Below are 19,849 nucleotides of genomic sequence, written 5' to 3'. Positions count from 1 at the left end.
TGGGCTCCACGGCGATAACGCTTTCGCGCCATATTACGCCGTGAAGCCCGGGTATCGTCAATGCGCGCGAGTCACTTTTACGCCCAGCCAGTCGAGGATCCCCTGCGCCGCATGGCGCCCTTCCGCCATGGCCGTCACCACCAGGTCGGCCCCGCGCACCGCATCGCCGCCGGCAAAAATTTTGGGGTTCGAGGTCTGATAGCGATAGCGCGAATGCACGTTCGCACGAATGCGTCCCCAGTCGTCCACCTCAACGCCCTGCGCGTTCAGCCATGGCATGCTGTGCGGATGGAAACCAAACGCCATGATCACCGCATCGGCAGGCATCACAAACTCGCTGCCGGGAATGGGTGTCGGGCGGCGACGCCCCTGGCCGTCCGGTTCGCCGAGCTGAGTCCGCAGGAAGCGCACGCCGCACACGCGGCCGCTGGTATCCAGTTCAAGGGTCACGGGCTGGACGTTGAATTCAAACTCGGCCCCCTCTTCCTTAGCGTTTTTGACCTCTTTTTTCGAACCCGGCATGTTGGCTTCATCGCGACGATAGGCGCAGGTCACTTTTTCTGCCCCGTGACGCAGTGCGGTACGCACGCAGTCCATCGCCGTATCACCGCCGCCGAGCACGACCACGTTCAGCCCCTGGGTGTTGATATACGGTTCATCAGGTAACTCGCCGAGCCCCATCACCTGCTTGGTGTTGGCAATCAGGAACGGCAGCGCGTCATACACGCCGGGCGCGTCCTCATTCGGCAAGTTGGCCTTCATGGAACGATAGGTCCCCACGCCGACGAACACTGCGTCGTAGTCATTCAGCAGCGTGTCCAGCGTGATGTCTGCGCCAATCTCGCAGTTCAGCTCAAAGCGGATGCCCATCTCGGTGAAAATTTCACGGCGGCGGGCCATCAGCGATTTATCCAGCTTGAACGCCGGAATGCCAAAAGTCAGCAGGCCGCCGATTTCCGGATGACGATCGAATACCACCGGCTCAACGCCCTGGCGCACCAGAATATCGGCACACGCCAGCCCCGCAGGCCCGGCACCGATAATCGCCACCCGCTTGCCGCTGCTGACAACATTGCCGAGATCCGGCCGCCAGCCTTTGGCCAGCGCGCGATCGGAGATATAGCGTTCAATATTACCGATGGTCACTGCACCGTGTTCGTCACGGATAGTACAAGCCCCCTCGCAGAGTCGGTCCTGCGGGCAAACGCGGCCGGTAATCTCCGGCAGCGGGTTGGTCTGATGCGACAGCTCCACCGCCGCATCGATATCGCCAGCGTTCACCCGCGCAATCCACTGTGGAATATGGTTGTGCAGCGGGCAGGTCCATTCGCAGACGCTGTGCTCGCCGCAGCTCAGGCAGCGCGAGGAGGCCTGCTGAGCCTGATCTTCACGCAGCGGCAAATAGATTTCGCCAAAACCGGTTTTACGTTCCGCCAGGTTGAGTTTATCAGCTTCGCCGCGCGCGGGCGTTTGCGCCATCTGCTGCACCTTGCTGCGCTGCGCGATTGGCGCTACGGCCCGGGTATCGCCATGCCACGGCTGCGCTTCGCGACAGGCCGTCTGCAGACGACGGGTGCGGGCAATCTCAGTTAACTGCTGGCTGGTCATCAGCTGCAGCGCGTCTGCCGGACAGTTTTCCACGCAGGCCGGTCCACCCGGACGTGTCTGACAAAGGTCACATTTGTGCGCGGTGGCTTTGACACGGCCATCGGCTGCGGGCGCCAGGACTATCTGCATGGTGCCAAACGGGCAGGCGACGGCGCAGGATTTACAGCCAATACACTTTGCCTGATCGACCTGGATGGCGTCATCGACCTGACGAATGGCGCCATTCGGGCAGCTGCGGGCGCAGGGGGCGTCCTCACAATGATGGCAGGTCGCAGCGCCACGTTGTTGATTCATTTTGACGACCGTGATGCGCGGCAAAAACTGCGCGACGTCGAGCACATGTTGCTCATCGTTATGCGACATCACACAGGCCACTTCACATGCTCTACATCCAATACATTTTTGGCTATCCACCCGAATAAAACGGTTCATACTCTCTCAGCCTATGGTTATAAAACCTTATATTTATAAGCCCTATTTATTAGCCGAGGAGCTACCGTACAGGCAATGTCCATTTGTCCAGAATTCGCGACTATTTGTCGGTTAGCTGTGGCAGATCAAAAAATTTCATCTTAAATGAAATTACGTTTCATTGGCTTTAAGCCGCTTACGTCATGCTATGCAAAGCTTTCGTAAAAACGGCATGATAATTTACATTATCTCCTTTTTTTCTCCACGATTGCTGAGAGCCTTACGGCTACAGTGTTTCTCGCAATTCTGTACGTAAAAAAAATGAACAACACGAGGTTTGGATCCTGATGGCGAATTTCTTCATCGATCGCCCCATTTTTGCCTGGGTGCTGGCAATTCTGCTATGCCTTACCGGGGCCCTGGCGATTTTTTCTTTACCGGTAGAGCAATACCCCGACCTCGCTCCTCCCAACGTTCGCGTGACGGCGAACTATCCCGGCGCGTCCGCGCAAACGCTGGAGAATACCGTAACGCAGGTTCTCGAGCAGAATATGACCGGCATCGATAACCTGATGTATATGTCATCCCAGAGCAGCGCCACCGGTCAGGCCAGCATTACCCTCAGTTTCGTCGCCGGTACCAACCCGGATGAAGCGGTACAGCAGGTGCAAAACCAGCTACAAACTGCGATGAACAAACTCCCGCAGGCTGTACAAAATCAGGGCGTAACGGTACGTAAAACCGGGGATACCAATATTCTGACCATCGCCTTCGTCTCTACCGATGGCAGCATGGATAAGCAAGATATTTCCGACTATGTCGCCAGTAACATTCAGGATCCGCTTAGCCGCGTCGACGGCGTGGGCGATATTGACGCCTACGGTTCCCAATACTCCATGCGTATTTGGCTCGACCCGGCCAAGCTCAATAGCTATCAGATGACGGCTGCCGACGTTACCAGCGCGATTAAATCCCAGAACGCGCAGATTGCCGTCGGGCAGCTAGGCGGCACGCCGTCGGTTGATAAACAGGCGCTGAACGCAACCATCAACGCCCAGTCGCTGCTGCAAACGCCGCAGCAGTTCCGTAATATCACGCTGCGCGTCAATCAGGACGGTTCAGAAGTGACGCTGGGCGACGTCGCCACCGTCGAAATGGGCGCCGAAAAGTATGACTACCTTAGCCGCTACAACCGTAACCCGGCCTCTGGTCTGGGGATTAAGCTTGCCTCCGGGGCTAACGAAATGGCCACTGCCGAGCGCGTGATTCAGCGTCTGGATGAACTGAAGGCCTACTTCCCGCACGGGCTGGAATACAAAGTCGCTTACGAAACCACCTCCTTCGTGAAGGCGTCGATTAAAGACGTGGTGAAAACGCTGCTGGAAGCCATTCTGCTCGTGTTCCTGGTCATGTATCTGTTCTTACAGAACTTCCGTGCAACGCTGATTCCAACCATCGCCGTGCCGGTGGTGCTGATGGGAACCTTCTCGGTGCTGTACGCCTGTGGCTACAGTATTAACACCCTGACGATGTTCGCCATGGTGCTCGCCATCGGCCTGCTGGTAGATGACGCCATCGTGGTGGTAGAAAACGTTGAGCGTATCATGAGCACCGAAGGGCTCTCGCCAAGGCAGGCCACGCGAAAATCAATGGGCCAGATTCAGGGGGCGCTGGTCGGTATCGCCATGGTGCTGTCGGCCGTGTTTATTCCGATGGCCTTCTTCGGCGGTACCACCGGGGCTATCTATCGCCAGTTTTCCATTACGATCGTTTCGGCCATGGTGCTGTCGGTGCTGGTGGCGATGATCCTTACGCCCGCGTTGTGCGCCACTCTCCTTAAGCCTGTACATAAAGGCGAAACCCACGGCACGAAAGGTTTCTTCGGCTGGTTCAACCGCAGCTTCGACGCCAGCGCGCGTCGCTATGAATCCGGCGTAGCGAAAATTCTGCATCGCAGCGTACGCTGGATGCTGATTTACGTCGTGCTCCTCGGCGGAATGGTGTTCCTGTTCCTGCGTCTGCCCTCTTCTTTCCTGCCGCTGGAAGACCGCGGAATGTTTACCACCTCGGTACAGCTACCCAGCGGTGCAACCCAGCAGCAGACGCTGAAGGTGGTTGAGAAAGTCGAAGACTACTTCTTTAAAAATGAGCCGGACAACGTTACCTCTATCTTTGCGACCATCGGCTCCGGCCCGGGCGGTAACGGCCAGAACGTGGCGCGTATGTTTGTGCGCCTGAAAGATTGGGACCAGCGCGACAGCACTACCGGCACCTCATTTGCCATTATCGAGCGCGCCACCAAAGCGCTGAACAAAATCAAGGAAGCGCGCGTCTACGCCAGTAGCCCACCGGCCATCAGCGGCCTGGGCAGTTCCGCAGGCTTCGATATGGAGCTTCAGGACCACGGCGGCGCCGGACACGACGCGCTGATGGCGGCACGCGACAAGCTGCTTGAGCTGGCGGGCCAGGACCCGCAGCTGACCCGCGTGCGCCATAACGGCCTCGACGACAGCCCGCAGCTGCAAATCGATATCGATCAACGCAAAGCGCAGGCGCTGGGCGTCTCTATCGACGACATCAACGACACGCTGCAAACCGCATGGGGCTCAAGCTACGTGAATGACTTTATGGATCGCGGGCGCGTGAAGAAAGTCTACGTGCAGGCCGCGGCGAAATACCGCATGCTGCCGGACGATATCAACCTGTGGTATGTGCGCAACAGCGCGGGCCAGATGGTGCCCTTCTCCGCCTTCGCCACCTCTCGCTGGGAAACGGGCTCACCGCGTCTGGAACGCTATAACGGCTATTCGGCGGTAGAGATTGTCGGCGAAGCCGCGCCGGGCGTCAGCACCGGTACGGCAATGGATGTCATGGAGAATCTGGTGCAGCAGCTGCCTTCCGGATTTGGCCTGGAATGGACGGCGATGTCTTACCAGGAACGCCTCTCCGGCGCGCAGGCGCCGGCGCTGTACGCTATTTCACTGCTGGTGGTGTTCCTGTGTCTGGCGGCGCTGTATGAAAGCTGGTCGGTGCCATTCTCGGTGATGCTGGTTGTCCCGCTGGGAGTTATCGGCGCGCTGCTGGCCACCTGGATGCGCGGCCTGGAGAACGACGTCTACTTCCAGGTAGGGCTCCTGACCGTCATCGGGCTCTCGGCAAAGAACGCCATCCTGATTGTTGAATTTGCCAACGAAATGAACCAGAAAGGCGAAGACCTGATGTCGGCAACGCTCGAAGCCTGTCGCCAGCGTCTGCGCCCGATTCTGATGACGTCGCTGGCATTTATCTTCGGCGTGCTGCCAATGGCGCTCACCACCGGCGCGGGCTCAGGCGGCCAGCACGCGGTAGGCACCGGCGTAGTTGGCGGGATGATATCCGCCACGGTGCTGGCTATCTTCTTCGTGCCGCTGTTCTTTGTGCTGGTGCGTCGACGCTTCCCGCTGAAAGAAAAGCAGGAATAAGTCCTCAGCCCCTCGCAGGAGGGGGTTCACGCAGCCACAAAAAAAGGCGACACAGGATGTCGCCTTTTATCTTTATGTGATGCTTATACTCTGTACTGCAAACAACACCGTCTTGGTTATTGAAAGAACACAGCGCCTTGTCACTCACATTGCTGAAAATTATTTACGAAGCATCACTTCGATAAAATCTTTCCAGTTCCCCAGTTCACGTTCGATCATAACTACCTCTCTTATTATTATGCGTATTTTACGTACTGTCGTATGACCTGTGAATACGGTTAATCCGATTACTTTAATTGCCGCTGCCAACATTTGTTTACTGCTTGAAGCCACTATGGGCCGGAATGTGGACATTTAATGTGACGGACAGCAATATTCTGAAATAGTTATCGAAGTGTGAATGTTATGATAAAAATTTACGCTATGTCAAAGCAAATCATCTGCGACTTTCTGCGTAATTAGCGCAATAAACTGCATGATTTTTAGCCAATTTGCGGCAGCAAAATTAAAACAGGCAGCCGCCGGAATTCCGTGTATATTCGAGTCCCTAAAACCGGTTGATATAAAGGTGGAACATGACCATCCTCTATGGAATAAAAAACTGCGACACGATAAAAAAAGCCCGTCGTTGGCTGGATGACCACCAGGTTGAATATCGTTTCCACGACTACCGCGTCGACGGTCTGACGCCAGAACTGCTGGCGTCCTTTATTGCCGAACTCGGCTGGCAAGCGCTGCTGAATACGCGCGGTACGACCTGGCGGAAGCTGGACGAGCAGGTTCGTGCGGGGATCGACAACGCCGATGCCGCCGCCGCGCTAATGCTGGAAATGCCGGCAATCATCAAACGCCCATTGCTCTACGCGCCCGCACAGCCTATGCTGCTGGGTTTTAGTGACGCCAGCTATGGTCAGTGGCTCGCGCAGACGCGTTAACGCCGTCGCCCGTTTTGACTTTTTGCAGATAACGAACAATAACGAGGTTTAGTTTATGTCTTGCCCAGTCATTGAGCTGGCTCAGCAGCTTATTCGCCGCCCTTCTCTTAGCCCGGATGACGCGGGCTGTCAGGCATTAATGATTGAACGCCTGCGCGCAATCGGGTTTACCGTTGAACCGATGGATTTTGGCGATACCCAGAACTTCTGGGCATGGCGCGGCAAAGGGGAAACCCTGGCGTTTGCTGGCCACACCGATGTGGTACCCGCCGGCGACGCCGACCGTTGGATTAATCCGCCGTTCGAACCTACGATTCGCGACGGAATGCTGTTTGGTCGCGGCGCGGCCGACATGAAAGGCTCGCTGGCTGCGATGGTGGTTGCCGCCGAACGGTTTGTCGCCCAGCATCCAAACCATCAAGGCCGTCTGGCGTTCCTCATCACCTCCGATGAAGAGGCGAGCGCTACCCACGGTACCGTGAAGGTGGTCGAAGCGCTGATGGCGCGCAACGAGCGCCTGGACTACTGTCTGGTCGGCGAACCCTCCAGCACCGAGGTCGTGGGCGACGTTGTGAAAAACGGCCGTCGCGGCTCGATGACCTGTAACCTGACGATTCACGGCGTGCAGGGCCATGTTGCCTATCCGCACCTTGCCGACAACCCGGTTCACCGCGCCGCGCCGTGGATGAACGAGCTGGTGTCTATCGAATGGGACCAGGGCAATGAATTCTTCCCGCCAACCAGCATGCAGATTGCCAACATCAAGGCGGGTACCGGTAGCAACAACGTGATCCCAGGCGATCTGTTCGTCCAGTTCAACTTCCGCTTCAGCACCGAACTGACCGACGAGATGATCAAAGAACGCGTTATCGCCCTGTTGGAGAAACACCAGCTGCGCTACAGCGTGGACTGGTGGATCTCCGGCCAGCCGTTCCTGACCGCCCGCGGTAAACTGGTTGACGCCGTAGTCAATGCCATTGCGCACTATAATGAAATAGAACCGCAGCTGCTGACCACCGGTGGAACGTCAGATGGCCGCTTTATCGCCCGGATGGGTGCACAGGTTGTTGAACTGGGGCCGGTGAACGCCACCATTCATAAAATCAACGAATGTGTGAACGCCGCCGACCTGCAGATGCTGGCGCGGATGTATCAGCGTATCATGGAACAACTTGTCGCCTGACGGCATAACATAAGAGGTAACGCGCATGGATTGGCTGACAAAATACTGGTGGATTCTGGTGCTGGTGTTTCTGGCGGGGGTCATTATCAACGTGATTAAGGATCTTAGCCGCGTCGATCATAAAAAATTCCTTGCCGATAAGCCGGAACTGCCACCGCATCGCGACTTTAACGATAAGTGGGACGATGACGACGACTGGCCGAAGAAAGACCAGCCGAAGAAATAGTGCAGGATCGTGTAGGCCTGATAAACGTAGCGCCATCAGGCAATCCGCTGCAGATTGCCGGATGGTGGCGTAAACGTCTTCTCCGGCCTACATGTTCTTATAGCATCTCGATAATATCGTCGTCTTTCGGCGTACTGCCGCTCAACGCTTCATCAAAATAGTGCTTCGGCACGGTATAGCGCAGATGGTCGAGCGCAAACTGCATGCTGCGATCGTCAATCGCGTGCCCCAGCTCGTCAACAATATCCAGCGTCACATCGCCACCGGCTGCCAGCAGCGCTTCCTGTCCGCGAACGGCCCAGGCCAGATCGATAACCCTGTCTTCCCCACCGTGAATCAGATGAACGGTGGTGCTGGTATCTGCATGTTGCGGCAGCGTGGCATAACGGCCGTTAAAAGCAATGACGCGTGAGGCGAGTCCCGGCTCGGCTTTGATGCTTTCGAGCGACATAATCGCCCCTTGAGAAAAGCCGATCAGCGCGGTGGCCTGTGGACCGACGCCGCTCTGTTTTTGCCAGTAGCGCACCGTTTCAACAAAGGTCGGCATAATGGCATCAACGCGCGCCTGACGATTGTCTTCGGTCACGCCCTGTACGGAAAACCACTGCCGCCCCGGCGCTGGGCCGCACGGCTCGGCACCGCCGATACTGACGATTAACGCGTCCGGGAACAGCGGCGCAAACCAGCTGCCGATCTCCCCCATTGCCACCGGATTATCGCCCACGCCATGAAACAACAGCAGCAGCTGTTGAGCGGGCTTCGCGGGGCTTTGAACAACAAAATGATCGTGTGTCATGGCTGTCTCCTTGGTTTTGACGGTCAGTTTACGCCGCACCAGAATAATGACCATGCCATTTAACTGAATGAGTCAGTTAAAAAAATTGCAGTTGTAGGATCTGTTCCGACAAACGGTTTGTGCGTTCGCCATCAATAACGCGCATCGCGTGTGCTGCCTCGCGGCGCATTTGCGCCAGCAGCGCCTTACGGCCCTGTACGCCCAGCTGGGCGCAGAGTGCGGCTTCACTCTCTCCCCGCAGTCGCCCACGTAGCGCAGGCATCGCACTCTCGGCCAGCTCGCTCAGCCGATGGAGATTTGCCAGCACCGCCAGCAGAGGGCGATGGGCAAACGCGAAGCCAGCCAGATCCCACCAGTCATCGTCAGTAAGCATAGCGTCTGCGGCATCCGGCAGCGGCAATTTTTCATCCACCCACTGGCTTAGCCAGCGCCATTCACGGCACAGACGCTGATGCTCATGCTGCATCAGCGCCTCCCCCGCCGCCGTCAGCGGCCGCAGGGCCATTGCCGCATAGCAGCCGCTGCTGGCTTCGCGCTGGCTGCCAATACGCACCAGCGTAAAACCACAGCGTTGCCAGAAACGCCACAGCGCGTCGGTATAGCCAAAGCTGACAGACAGGTAATCAATGCCTTTCGCCTCTTGCCATGCCTGGGTCACCAGGCGTTGCCCTATCCCCTCTCTCTGGCGCTGCGGATGTACTGCAATACGGCTGATGCGTCGCCCGATAAGCGTCGCCGCCAACGGACTGCCGCCGTGCGCTGCCAACGACTGTGCCACCAGGTTACCCCGCGGACGGCGAAAACCGGCCCACACGGCGCGGCTCAGCGCCGGCGACAGGCCACCTTCATCCACCAACCACAGCGCGCCTGCCGGGCCGCTGTCGCACTGGGCGCTGATAAAATGCTGCCCCGGTGCATCCATCATGCGTCGGAGATCCAGCGGTGAGGTACGGTAATGGGCACCAGAAAGCAGCTGATACAGCGCACGCGGCAGCGCCGGTGCACTTTGCCATGCCGATTGGGGAACGGCGATTGGCCGTACGTCCCCCTGAAGAGGAGAATTAAATGCATCATCGTCAAAAATCAGCGCCTCGTTAACCACCGCTTCCAGCGGGCATCCTGCGGCCCAGCGGATGGGCTGGCTCAGGGTAAACGCCTGCCGCTGGGGGAATGCAGCGCAAAATTTCAACAAGAAACCGCGCCCGGTGCCTTCATAACCTTGAACGGTGGTCGTCAGCAGTGCGTGCGGGAAACGGGAGATCAGCTTTTGTAACAACGGCGCCGGAATGGCGGCAGCCTCGTCAACCACCAGCCAGTCGGCCTTTTCATCGGAAGCCAACAGCGCATCGGGGGCAATAAAACGAAAGCGCTCGCCGGCAAAGGCGGCAATCACCTCCGCCGAGGCGCGGGATGGCGCCGTCACCAGCGCCGAACCGGCAATCTGGCGAATATGCATCCCGGCCAGCGCCGATTTGCCGCGACCGCGCTCTGCCGTGACCACGGAAACCTGCGCAGTCGCGTTCGCCAGCGCCGACAAAATCGCCAGCTGTTCACCGTCGGGCTGGCCGTTCGCACGTTGCCAGCGCGGGCGCGGCGTCTCGTTTAGCGGCGCAAGCGGCAGCCCCTGACGCCAGATTCGCGCCTGCGGGTTATTCTTTAGCGTGCGGCAAAAATGGTGGACAAAATGCGGCGTGGCAATAGGTTCCGGCGTATCGCTCCAGCGCAGCGAGTCCGCATCGGCACGGGTTGGCCAGAGAGAAAGGTCCGGCACCAGCAGCAACAACCAGCTACCGGCGCGCAGCGTACCGGCCAGCGCGGCAAACGCCGAAACGTCAAACCCCGCGCGGGCGTCAAAAATAGCGTGCTGGAACTCACGTCCCAGCAGCGTGGCGAATTTACCCGGTGGGCAAAAAGGCTCGGCGGCGGCCTGCGGGCCGACCCATAGCACCTCCGGACCGACGGCATTACGAAACGCCGCTGCCCGCTGAGCGCACCAGTCGGGCTCGCCGCTGACCACCAGCAGGCGGCGAATGCCCTCCTGCGCCATTCGCGCGGCCTGCGCGAGCAGCTCATCCATGACGTCCTGCATCGGCTTAGAACGATTTACTGAAGGTGTTGCACTGCGCCGGGTCGCCGCTGTCAAAGCCGCGTTTCAGCCAGGTGTAACGCTGCTGCGACGTCCCGTGGGTGAAGCTGTCCGGCACGATGCGCCCCTGGCTTTGTTGCTGTAGACGGTCGTCGCCGATAGCCTGCGCGGCGTTCAGCGCCTCTTCCAGATCGCCCGCTTCCAGAATCCCTTGCTTCTGCATATTATGGCCCCAGACGCCAGCGAAGCAGTCGGCCTGTAGCTCCATACGTACCGACAGACGGTTTACCTCTGCCTGAGATGCCCCCTGCTGCATCTGACGCACTTTCGGCTCAATACCCAGCAGTTTTTGAATATGGTGACCCACTTCATGAGCAATCACGTAGCCCTGGGCGAAATCACCGCCCGCGCCGAGCTTGCTTTTCATGTCATCGTAGAAAGAAAGGTCGATGTAGACCGTGCTATCGGTCGGGCAGTAAAACGGCCCCATAACCGATTGCCCGGTGCCGCAGCCGGTACGCGTTGCGCCGCGATACATGACCAGGCGCGGCGGCTGATAGGTTTTGCCCATCTCTTTAAACTGCTGCGCCCAGGTGTCTTCGGTGGTGGCCAGAATAACCGAGGTGAACTTAGCCGCTTCATCATCATTCGGGTTGCTGACGCGCTGAGAACTTTGCTGCTGGCTCTGTCCAACCGGCTCGCCGGTCATCAGCCCGGTTAAGTCAACGCCGTAATAGCCCGCGACCAGCACGACAATCAGCAGGATAATGCCGCCCTTGCCGCTTGGAATACGGAAACCTGGACCGCGCCCGGATAACGGGGATTCGGAACTGTTCCGCCGGTCTTCTACATTGTCGCTTTCACGACGGCCTTGCCAACGCATAACTACCTCGATCTTTTTTTATTATGACTGTTACGATCGTAGGCGGTTACGGGCGGGATTACCACTGGAAATGCGTCAGGAAGGGAGATTGTAGTCGGCCCGATAAGCGTAGCGCCATCGGGCACAATAGGCACCTTGCCGGAGTAGCGGCGTCAACGCCTTATCCGGCCTCCGCATGGCGCGAGGCCGGGAGGCATTATGACTTAGTCGAGCTTCACGCCTAAACGGTGTGCCACTTCTTCGTAGGCTTCAATCAGGCCGCCAAGGCTCTGGCGGAAACGGTCTTTATCCATTTTGTCCATGGTCTTTTTGTCCCACAGGCGGCTGCCGTCCGGCGAGAATTCATCGCCCAGCACCACTTCGCCCTTGAACAGACCGAATTCCAGCTTGAAGTCCACGAGGATCAGACCCGCGTCATCGAACAGTTTTTTCAGCACGTCATTCGCTTTGAAGGTCAGTTCCTGCATACGCGCCAGATTCTCTTTGCTCACCCAGCCGAAGGTTTCGCAGTAGGATTCGTTGACCATCGGGTCGTGCATCGCGTCGTTTTTCAGGAACAGGTCAAACAGCGGCGGATTCAGCTCAATGCCTTCTTCAATCCCTAAACGTTTCACCAGCGAGCCGGCGGCACGGTTACGCACAACGCATTCCACCGGCACCATATCCAGCTTTTTCACCAGACATTCGGTATCGGACAACAGCGCTTCCATTTGGGTCGGGATCCCTGCTTCCGCCAGTTTGCTCATAATGAAATGGTTGAACTTGTTGTTCACCATGCCTTTACGATCGAACTGTTCAATGCGGGCGCCGTCCCCTGCTGACGTATCGTTACGGAATTCGAGTACCAACAGATCCGGGTTTTCGGTGCTGTATACGGTTTTCGCTTTACCACGATACAACTCAGCTAGCTTTTGCATCTTTGTCACTCCAGTGATGATTAACCATAAATATTTGTGCTTTTCTGTCTACGCACACGTTTGCGTCACTATACAGAAAAAAGGGCCGGATTGCTCCAGCCCTGTTTAATTACTTGCTAAATGCGGCCTGGAATACGGCGACCAGGGCGTCATTCTGCGACTGCGTCAGCGTATGGCCTTTCGGATCGATGAACTGCAGGCTACTACGGTTGTCCAGATCGCCGACCTGAAGTTTGTAGTCACCGGAGACCAGACCCGGATCGCTGGCACCCAGATCTCTCCAACTGCCGTCAGACAGCGGCTTGTAGGTCACCGCGATGCTGCCCTGAGAACGCGTGCTGTCGGTCACTTTCATGCCCACTTTTTCCAGCGCGCCCGGCAGACGCTGCCAGACCTGGTTGAACGGCGCGCGCACCACCAGCATCGGCAGGCCGGTATCATCGGAAGCGCTCTGCACGTCAAAGGTGGCTCCCGCGGTGCCGCGAGAGGCCTGCGCGTCGCTGGCGTTCTTATCCAGACCGGCGGAGATCACGTTCAGCATTTCGGCGCTGTAGCGCTGCAGAGAAGCACGATCGGCGACCGGTTTACCGGCCTGTTCCAGGTTAACCAGCTTCACCATCACCGCCTGCTGGTAGCCCTGAGGCTGCACGGAGATTTGATAACGACCGCGATACTGCTGGTCTTCGTCCAGACGGTTCCACTCAACCCAGTCGGTTGTCAGCGTCTGGCTAGCATCATCACGCTTGGTAATGGCGTAGTTTTTCGCCTGAATAATGCTGACCACCTGCGGCCACAGTGAACCGCTGCGGCTGTTTTCCACCAGCAGCGTGGCGGTATCGCCCGTAAACTGCGTGCGCGCACCGGCAACCAGCGCCAGCGGCTGAGCCGGTGGGCGGATATCCAGCGCTTTACCGACGGCACCGCTGCCGTTAGCGACAGGAATGTTGTAGTCGCCATTTTCAATCGGCAGGATCATGCCAGCAGGGGCGTGAAGTTCACCTAACGGCGTCGCGTCCAGATAGGACTCATCGCCGCTCACCTGGCGCTTATAGCGCGAGTCGGAACTACAGGCCGCAAGCAGTAAAACCAGCGATACACCCGCAACCTTGGCCAGGCGCGACTTCTGTACTGAGTAAGCCATCAAATCTCCCTAAACTTTACAGCAAACCGGCATGCTTCAGTGCGGATGCCACAACGTCACGACCGTGGTCGGTGATCGGTGTCATCGGCAAGCGCATGGTGTCGGTCGCCACAAGCCCCAATTCCTTACACGCCCATTTCACCGGGATAGGATTGGGTTCGACAAATAATTTATTGTGCAGCGGCATCAAACGCTGGTTGATGATGCGCGCCTGCGCGAACTGCCCTTCGGCGGCCAGCTTGCACATTTCAGCCATATCACGCGCCGCAACGTTCGCCGTTACCGAAATAACGCCGTGCCCGCCAAGCTGCATGAAGTCCAGACCGCTTGCATCATCGCCGCTAAGCAGGATGAAATCGTCTGAAACCAGCTCTTTGATCTGATGAACGCGGCTTAAGTTCCCCGTGGCTTCCTTAATGGCGATAATATTTTTAATTTTCGCCAGGCGACCTACGGTTTCCGGCAGCATATCGCAACCGGTACGTGACGGCACATTATACAGAATTTGCGGCAGGTCAGTATGCTCGGCAATCGCTTTAAAGTGCTGGAACAACCCTTCCTGAGTCGGGCGGTTGTAATAGGGGGTCACGGTCAGGCAGCCAACGACGCCGCTGTCGTTAAAACGCTGGGTCAGGCTAATCGCCTCTGCGGTTGCATTTGCCCCCGTTCCCGCGATAACCGGAATGCGACCATCGGCCAGTTCCAGCGTGGTTAATACCACATCGCCATGCTCTTCGTGGCTCAGCGTGGCTGATTCACCGGTAGTCCCTACCGACACAATCGCCGAGGTTCCGTTGGCGACATGATAATCAATCAGTTTTTTCAGGCTTGAACGGTCGACATTACCTTTTTCATCCATCGGCGTGACAAGCGCTACAATACTTCCCGTGAACATGGGCCATCCTCTGTGCTGACGTGCGGACATGAAACTCAATGGTACGTTTGGTCCTGTAATAAAAGCAAGAGACTCAGGGCCTTCAGAATGTTGTATGCCGGTTTTTTTTATGCTTTCCTAGGATATACCGCACCTTTTTAAAGGAAGAACAGGTTTGACAGCCTCATTACAACACTATCTGGTCATTACGGCCCTGGGCGCGGATCGCCCCGGCATTGTCAATACGATTACCCGTCATGTGAGCAGCTGCGGCTGTAATATCGAAGACAGTCGGTTGGCGATGCTGGGGGATGAATTCACTTTTATTATGCTGCTGTCCGGAACCTGGAACGCCATCACGCTGATTGAGTCCACCCTGCCGCTCAAAGGTGCGGAGCTGGACCTGCTTATCGTGATGAAACGCACCACCGCCAGCCCGCGCCCGGCGATGCCGGCCACCGTATGGGTACAGGTCGAAGTCCCTGATTCGCCGCATATTATTGAGCGTTTTACCGCCCTGTTCGACAGCTGGGAAATGAACATCGCCGAGCTGGTGTCGCGAACCCAGCCGGGCGCCGACGAAGGCGCGGCGCAGCTGTTTATTCAAATTACCGCCCATAGCCCAGCTACGCAAAATGCATCAAATATTGAGCAAGCGTTCAAAGCACTATGTACAGAACTGAAAGCGCAAGGCAGTATAAACGTGATTAATTATTCACAGCATGATGAACAGGATGGAGCTGAGTAATGAACCCACTGAAAGCCGGTGATATCGCACCGAAATTTAGTTTGCCCGATCAAGACGGCGAGCAAGTAAATTTGACCGACTTCCAGGGACAACGTGTTCTGGTCTATTTTTACCCGAAAGCGATGACCCCTGGCTGCACCGTGCAGGCATGCGGCCTTCGCGATAATATGGACGAGCTGAAAAAAGCGGGCGTTGAAGTTCTGGGCATCAGCACCGACAAACCGGAAAAACTCTCCCGCTTCTCAGAAAAAGAGCTGCTGAACTTCACTCTGCTTTCCGATGAAGATCACCAGGTCTGCGAGCAGTTTGGTATCTGGGGCGAAAAAACCTTCATGGGCAAAACCTATGATGGCATTCACCGCATCAGCTTCCTGGTCGATGCGGAAGGGAAAATTGAGCACGTCTTCGACGACTTCAAAACCAGCAATCACCACGACGTGGTACTGAGCTGGCTGCAGGCCAACGCCTGACCCTTTCCCTGACGTGAATGACGTAACCCGGCTGAGCATCGCGACGCCGGGTTTTTTATCGATTATGCCGTTTCGTCTTCTTCCACCACCAGACCGTCCGGCCAGGCGTGAACCACCGCCTTAATCAGCGTTGCCAGCGGTATGGCGAAGAATACGCCCCAGAAGCCCCACAGGCCGCCAAAAATCACCACCGACAGGATAATCACCAGCGGATGCAGGTTCACGGCTTCAGAGAACAGCACCGGCACCAGCAGGTTACCGTCCAGCCCCTGGATAATCAGATACACCGCAAACAGGCTCCAGAACTCGGTGCCCAGACCGAACTGAAACAGCGCGACGCAGACAACCGGGATCGTCACAACAAACGCACCGATGTACGGAATCAACACCGACAGCCCCACCAGCACCGCCAGCAGCAGCGAGTAGTTGAGGCCAAACATCAGGAAACCAAGCCAGGTGGCGACACCTACCACCACCATTTCCAGCACTTTACCGCGAATATAGTTGGTGATTTGCTGGTTCATCTCTTTCCACACCTGCCCCGCCAGCCCACGGTTGCGCGGCAGCACGCGGCGTACGGCGTTGAGCATTTGCTCTTTGTCTTTCACCAGGAAGAAAACCATCAGCGGCACCAGCACCAGATACACGGCCAGGGTCAGCAGCCCCACCAGCGAAGCGACCGAGTATTTCACCACCGAGTCGCCCATGGTCAGCATACGCGTACGCATATTCTCCGCCATCGCGTCGATAATCCCGGCGTCCATCAGCGCCGGGTAGCGGCGCGGCAGCGTGGCGGCAAAATCGGAAAGCTTGTTGAGCATACCGGGCATGTCGCGGATAAGGTAAATCCCCTGCTGCCAGGCGATGGGCATTACCACAAAGGCCATCAGCAGCAGAATGCCAACAAACAGCACCAGCACGACGCTGGTCGCCCAGGTGCGCGACCAGCCCAGCCGCTCTAACCGTACCGTCGGCCACTCCAGCAGGTAGGCAAGCACTATTGCCACCAGCAGCGGCGCCAGCAGGCCGCTGAAGAAAAACAGAATGCAGAAACCGGCGAGCAGAATGACCAGCAGCGCGATGGCCTCCGGGTCGCTGAATCGGCGGCGATACCATTGCATCAACATCTCGAGCATAAATCTATTCCCTGAAGCCTATCGCTTTCATATAGAAGATGAATTGTATCTAAGTGTCACAAAAAAGACTTCGCTTTTTATTTTTATCTCCGCATTCTCGCGATTATCGTTTTCAAGCCGTGAGCAGATAGATACACTCCAAAAGCAGACGGTAATTGAACGTCAGATTATCCTGCTGGTCAAAACAGGCACATCCCACATTACAGGACAGAGGTTATGTTCAGGCAGTTGAAAAAAACGCTGTTGGCATCCCTTATTGCGACACTCACTTTCGGTCAGGTTGCGCCGGCATATGCCGATACAACCGATAATCTACCGGATATGGGTACATCCGCAGGAAGCACGCTCTCCATTGGTCAGGAGATGCAAATGGGGGATTACTATGTTCGACAACTGCGCGGTAGCGCGCCGCTCATCAACGACCCGCTGCTGGTTCAGTACATTAATTCATTGGGCATGCGTCTGGTTTCGCACGCCTTCTCCGTACGTACGCCGTTTCATTTTTATCTGATTAACAACGACGATATCAACGCTTTCGCCTTCTTCGGCGGTAACGTAGTGCTGCACTCCGCGCTGTTCCGCTATTCTGACACCGAAAGTCAGTTGGCATCGGTTATGGCGCACGAAATCTCCCACGTGACCCAACGCCACCTGGCGCGCGCAATGGAAGACCAGAAACGCAACGCCCCGCTAACGTGGGTCGGCGCGCTGGGTTCCATTCTGCTGGCGATGGCCAGCCCACAGGCCGGGATGGCAGCGCTGAGCGGGACTTTAGCGGGCACCCAGCAGGGGATGATCAGCTTTACCCGCCAGAATGAAGAAGAGGCCGATCGTATTGGTATTCAGGTTCTCCAGCGCGCCGGCTTCGACCCGCAGGCCATGCCTGCCTTTATGGAAAAGCTGCTCGATCAGTCGCGCTACTCTTCGCGCCCGCCGGAAATGTTGTTAACTCACCCGCTGCCGGAAAGCCGCTTATCGGACGCGCGCAACCGCGCCAACCAAATGCGCCCGGTGGTGGTTCAGTCTTCCGCCGATTTCTACTTTGCCAAAGCGCGTACGCTCGGCATGTATAACAACGGGCAAAACCAGCTGGGCACCGACCTGCTCGATAACTGGTCAAAGGGCAACATCCGCGAGCAACACGCCGCCCAGTACGGGCGAGCGCTGCTGGCCATGGAAGCCAAAAACTACGCTGAGGCCAGCAAGCTGCTGCAACCGCTGCTGAGCGCCGATCCGCAAAACGCCTGGTTCCTCGATCTGGCGACCGATATCGATCTCGGCCAGAACAAAACGAGTGAAGCCATCAATCGGCTGAAGAACGCTCGCGAGCTGCGCACCAACCCGGTACTGCAGCTCAACCTGGCGAACGCCCTCCTGGAAGGTGGCCAGGCCGCAGAGGCGGCGACGATCCTCAACCGCTACACCTTTAATAACAAAGACGATACCAACGGCTGGGATCTGCTGGCCCAGGCGGAGGCCAAGCTGGGCAACCGCGATCAGGAGCTGGCCGCGCGCGCTGAAAACATGGCGCTGGTGGGCCGACTGGATCAGGCCATTTCCCTGCTCAGCGCCGCCAGCGCGCAGGTGAAATTACGCAGCCTGCAGCAGGCACGCTACGACGCGCGTATCGACCAGCTGCGCCAGCTGCAAGAGCGTTTCCGCCCTTATCAGAAAATGTAACTGGAGAGACGATGACGGATTCAGTCACCCTTTATCATAACCCGCGCTGCTCAAAGAGCCGCGATACCCTGAGCCTGCTGAAGGCCAACGGCATTGACCCTAACGTGGTGCTCTACCTGGAGACACCGCCGGACGCCGCCACGCTACGTGAGCTGATTGCCCTGCTCGGTTTCGCCAGTGCCCGCGATCTGATGCGTCAGAAAGAAGATCTGTACAAGTCGCTGAATCTGGCCGACAGCCACCTGAGCGAAGCGGAGCTAATTCAGGCGATGGTCGACAACCCGAAGCTGATTGAACGCCCGATCGTCGTCAGCAACGGGCAGGCGCGCATTGGGCGCCCACCCGAGCAGGTACTGGAAATCGTGAGCTAACCCCCCTCATGCCGCAGCGCGTCGAGAAACGCCTGCGGCGTCATATTACCGAGTTTTTTCTGCGGCTTGCCCGCGTTAAACAGTTCACACAGCCGCACAACCAGCGCATCCGGCGTAACGGCCCGTACGGCCGGAATGATTTCCGCTAACGGCAGGGTTACCGCCACTGCCTGACGTTTTTCCCCCGCCATCGTCATACTACAGGCAATACCCCGCGCGGCCAGATGCTGGCGCAACGCGACAACATGCGCCTCATTCAGCCATTCGTCGCTTTTAATCTCAACAGATTGTATATCACCCGGAAACGCCGACAGCACGTCATCAAGCCAGTGCGTCACCAGCGGCGCGGACATCCCTGAATAGATGCGCGCCGCGCACCACCCGCTAACCGGCTCCTGCGCCCACAGCACGTGATGATCGCCGTCGTCATCCATATGCAGCGACAGAAAACGATAGTGCAGCGTCAGCATCTGCGGCCTGACGCCCGCCTTGATAGCCTTCTTTCCGCTAAGCCGCTCGGCGCTATTTTTGGGATATGAAGGCGTCAGATAGCGGCTCAGCGTCGCACGCGACAGCGGAATGCCCAGCCCCTCCACCACGATAAACAGCAGGTCATCCAGCGGCGCCTGCAAAATATGCCGCAGAACGTTAATCAATACAATCTGTTCTTGTCTCATTACTTTGTGTACTACAGAAGGTGCCGTACTGCGATCGGCCGTTTGCTCACGGTTTCGCCAGCGGCGCACCGTAGTAACGGAAATACCGAGTTCAAGCGCCAGTTCACGGTCACTTTTCGTTGAATCCTGAAGGTATTTTCTGATCCTCGGCGTAGTCGTTGCGTTGGCATGCAGCTTAATTTCCATGACGCCCTCTGAAAAACAAATAACCAATCATATGAGATTTATATGAATTAAGTCGGCGCA

General features: G+C 57.2%; 18 protein-coding genes. 8 read left to right on the top strand and 10 right to left on the bottom strand.

The genetic code is table 11. From position 1 onward, the window contains the following. Positions 1-57: 57 nt before the first annotated feature. Positions 58-2,040: a formate-dependent uric acid utilization protein AegA gene (gene aegA, locus H7R56_RS06965; protein ID WP_106924155.1), complete on the bottom strand. Its 1,983-nt coding sequence runs from the start codon at positions 2,038-2,040 to the stop codon at positions 58-60. Between the two features lie 326 nt (positions 2,041-2,366). Here aegA and acrD point away from each other — a divergent pair, with 326 nt between their 5' ends. Then, a complete protein-coding gene (gene acrD, locus H7R56_RS06960) occupies positions 2,367-5,480 on the top strand; it encodes a multidrug efflux RND transporter permease AcrD (protein WP_106924154.1) in 3,114 nt (1,037 codons plus the stop codon). Positions 5,481-5,639: 159 nt separating this feature from the next. Here the strand turns inward: acrD and ypfM are convergent, their stop codons facing one another. Beyond that, complete coding sequence (ypfM, locus tag H7R56_RS06955; protein ID WP_001386977.1) at positions 5,640-5,699, bottom strand: protein YpfM; 60 nt, start codon at positions 5,697-5,699, stop codon at positions 5,640-5,642. A gap of 356 nt (positions 5,700-6,055) precedes the next feature. On the opposite strand from ypfM, the gene H7R56_RS06950 reads away from it, so the two are divergent. Genes H7R56_RS06950 through H7R56_RS06940 form a run of 3 tightly spaced genes read left to right on the top strand, consistent with a single transcriptional unit; the run spans position 6,056 to position 7,824 of the window. After that, positions 6,056-6,415: an ArsC family reductase gene (locus H7R56_RS06950; protein ID WP_106924153.1), complete on the top strand. Its 360-nt coding sequence runs from the start codon at positions 6,056-6,058 to the stop codon at positions 6,413-6,415. Between the two features lie 55 nt (positions 6,416-6,470). Then, on the top strand, positions 6,471-7,598 hold the full coding sequence (gene dapE / locus H7R56_RS06945) for a succinyl-diaminopimelate desuccinylase (protein ID WP_106924152.1): 1,128 nt from the start codon (positions 6,471-6,473) through the stop codon (positions 7,596-7,598). Between the two features lie 25 nt (positions 7,599-7,623). Beyond that, on the top strand, positions 7,624-7,824 hold the full coding sequence (locus H7R56_RS06940) for a YpfN family protein (protein WP_106924151.1): 201 nt from the start codon (positions 7,624-7,626) through the stop codon (positions 7,822-7,824). Between the two features lie 97 nt (positions 7,825-7,921). On the opposite strand, the gene ypfH is transcribed toward H7R56_RS06940, so the two are convergent. The 6 genes from ypfH to dapA all read right to left on the bottom strand — a co-directional run bounded on the left by ypfH (position 7,922) and on the right by dapA (position 14,542). After that, a complete protein-coding gene (gene ypfH, locus H7R56_RS06935; protein WP_106924436.1) occupies positions 7,922-8,620 on the bottom strand; it encodes an esterase in 699 nt (232 codons plus the stop codon). 76 nt (positions 8,621-8,696) lie between these two features. Continuing rightward, positions 8,697-10,697 carry a tRNA(Met) cytidine acetyltransferase TmcA gene (locus tag H7R56_RS06930; RefSeq protein ID WP_308811465.1) on the bottom strand — a complete coding sequence of 667 codons (2,001 nt, stop codon included), beginning with the start codon at positions 10,695-10,697 and terminating at the stop codon, positions 8,697-8,699. Positions 10,698-10,713: 16 nt separating this feature from the next. After that, complete coding sequence (locus tag H7R56_RS06925) at positions 10,714-11,589, bottom strand: KPN_02809 family neutral zinc metallopeptidase (protein ID WP_106924149.1); 876 nt, start codon at positions 11,587-11,589, stop codon at positions 10,714-10,716. Positions 11,590-11,792: 203 nt separating this feature from the next. Further along, positions 11,793-12,506 (bottom strand): phosphoribosylaminoimidazolesuccinocarboxamide synthase, encoded by a 714-nt coding sequence (gene purC, locus H7R56_RS06920; protein ID WP_035891480.1) that lies wholly within the window; start codon positions 12,504-12,506, stop codon positions 11,793-11,795. A 109-nt stretch (positions 12,507-12,615) separates the two neighbouring features. Continuing rightward, on the bottom strand, positions 12,616-13,647 hold the full coding sequence (gene bamC / locus H7R56_RS06915) for an outer membrane protein assembly factor BamC (RefSeq protein WP_106924148.1): 1,032 nt from the start codon (positions 13,645-13,647) through the stop codon (positions 12,616-12,618). 16 nt (positions 13,648-13,663) lie between these two features. Further along, positions 13,664-14,542 carry a 4-hydroxy-tetrahydrodipicolinate synthase gene (dapA, locus tag H7R56_RS06910; RefSeq protein WP_106924147.1) on the bottom strand — a complete coding sequence of 293 codons (879 nt, stop codon included), beginning with the start codon at positions 14,540-14,542 and terminating at the stop codon, positions 13,664-13,666. Between the two features lie 154 nt (positions 14,543-14,696). On the opposite strand from dapA, the gene H7R56_RS06905 reads away from it, so the two are divergent. Beyond that, entirely contained in the window at positions 14,697-15,269 is a 573-nt protein-coding gene (locus H7R56_RS06905) for a glycine cleavage system transcriptional repressor (RefSeq protein ID WP_181357944.1), read from the top strand. Next, complete coding sequence (gene bcp, locus H7R56_RS06900; RefSeq protein ID WP_106924145.1) at positions 15,269-15,739, top strand: thioredoxin-dependent thiol peroxidase; 471 nt, start codon at positions 15,269-15,271, stop codon at positions 15,737-15,739. The genes H7R56_RS06905 and bcp overlap by 1 nt, the downstream gene beginning before the upstream one ends. 62 nt (positions 15,740-15,801) lie before the next feature. On the opposite strand, the gene H7R56_RS06895 is transcribed toward bcp, so the two are convergent. After that, positions 15,802-16,875 carry an AI-2E family transporter gene (locus H7R56_RS06895; protein WP_106924144.1) on the bottom strand — a complete coding sequence of 358 codons (1,074 nt, stop codon included), beginning with the start codon at positions 16,873-16,875 and terminating at the stop codon, positions 15,802-15,804. Positions 16,876-17,091: 216 nt separating this feature from the next. Between H7R56_RS06895 and bepA the strand changes: the two genes are divergently transcribed. Continuing rightward, positions 17,092-18,555 carry a beta-barrel assembly-enhancing protease gene (bepA, locus tag H7R56_RS06890; RefSeq protein ID WP_106924143.1) on the top strand — a complete coding sequence of 488 codons (1,464 nt, stop codon included), beginning with the start codon at positions 17,092-17,094 and terminating at the stop codon, positions 18,553-18,555. Between the two features lie 11 nt (positions 18,556-18,566). Further along, positions 18,567-18,926, top strand: coding sequence for an arsenate reductase (glutaredoxin) (arsC, locus tag H7R56_RS06885; RefSeq protein ID WP_106924142.1), 360 nt, complete (start codon positions 18,567-18,569; stop codon positions 18,924-18,926). Here arsC and H7R56_RS06880 read toward each other — a convergent pair. Further along, positions 18,923-19,789: a hypothetical protein gene (locus tag H7R56_RS06880; protein WP_106924141.1), complete on the bottom strand. Its 867-nt coding sequence runs from the start codon at positions 19,787-19,789 to the stop codon at positions 18,923-18,925. The genes arsC and H7R56_RS06880 overlap by 4 nt on opposite strands. Positions 19,790-19,849 lie beyond the last annotated feature (60 nt).

Origin of the sequence: Klebsiella sp. WP3-W18-ESBL-02, from assembly GCF_014168815.1 — a bacterium.
GTDB classification, from domain to species: domain Bacteria; phylum Pseudomonadota; class Gammaproteobacteria; order Enterobacterales; family Enterobacteriaceae; genus Kluyvera; species Kluyvera ascorbata_B.
The sequence above is the reverse complement of the archived record's forward strand: the minus strand, read 5'-3'. Positions and strand labels throughout refer to the sequence as shown.